At 66.1% G+C, this 1,160-nt stretch carries 1 protein-coding gene; it reads right to left on the bottom strand.

The features are described from left to right. Positions 1 to 1,098 (bottom strand): IS630 family transposase, encoded by a 1,098-nt coding sequence (locus AB0O19_RS38480; protein WP_363626399.1) that lies wholly within the window; start codon positions 1,096 to 1,098, stop codon positions 1 to 3. Positions 1,099 to 1,160: the final 62 nt, after the last annotated feature.

Genomic DNA, 1,160 nt, shown 5'->3' with positions numbered 1-1,160 from the left:
CTAGTGTCCTGCGCCGGAGATCCGTCGGCAGAATCGGGCGAGGGAGTCGAGGATCTCGTCGGCGGTCTTGGTCCAGGTGAACGGTGTGGGGTCTTCGTTCCAGTTCTTGATCCAGTTGCGGATGTCGCGTTCGAGGGCTTGGACGTTCTTGTGGGATCCGCGGCGGATCATCTGGTCGGTGAGGAAGCCGAACCAGCGCTCGACCTGGTTGATCCATGATGACCCGGTCGGGGTGAAGTGCATGTGGAACCTGGGGTGTTGGGCCAGCCAGGTGCGGATCGCCGGGGTCTTGTGGGTTCCGTAGTTGTCGCAGATGAGGTGGATGTCGAGGCCGTCGGGAACCTCCTGGTCGATCTTGACGAGGAACTTCCTGAACTCCGCCGCGCGGTGGCGGCGGTGCAGGGAGGTGATGACCTTCCCGCTGCCGGTGTCGAACGCGGCGAAGAGCGTGGTGAGTCCGTTGCGCACGTAGTCGTGGGTCCGGCGCTCCGGCATTCCCGGCATCATGGGCAGCACCGGCTGGGAGCGGTTCAACGCCTGGATCTGCGACTTCTCGTCGACCGACAGCACCACCGCCCCCTCGGGCGGGTCGAAGTAGAGGCCGACCACGTCGTGGACCTTCTCGATGAACAGCGGGTCCGTGGAGAGCTTGAAGGTGTCCGCCAGGTGGGGCCTGAGCTGGAACTTCCGCCAGATCCGCCCGACCGTCGACTTCGAGAGGCCGGACCTGGCCGCCATCGAACTCCGCGACCAGTGTGTCGCGTTCTTCGGGATCTCCTCCAGCGTCGCCACGACAACCGCTTCGACCTTGTCCACCGCGATCGTGGGCGGCCGGCCCGGCCGCGGCTCGTCCGCCAAGCCGTCCAGCCCTTCGGCGAGGAAGCGCCGCCGCCACTTGCGGACCGTGTCCGCGGTGATTCCCAACTCCCTTGCCGCACCGACGATCGACGGCACATCCGGACCGTCGCAGGCCAGCACGATCCGTGCCCGCAGAGCCAACGCCTGGGCTGACGTCGCTCTGCGGGCCCACCGAATGAGCGCCGCACGCTCCTCGTCGGACAGCAACAACGGCTCCAACGCGGGACCACGACGCCGCACCGACGCATCCGAAGAATCACTCACGCAAGATCTAACGACAGATCTCCGGCGCAGGACACTAG

The sequence above is a fragment of the Kitasatospora sp. NPDC091276 genome (assembly GCF_040684355.1).
GTDB lineage: Bacteria > Actinomycetota > Actinomycetes > Streptomycetales > Streptomycetaceae > Kitasatospora.
This window is presented reverse-complemented; position numbering and strand designations above follow the sequence as displayed.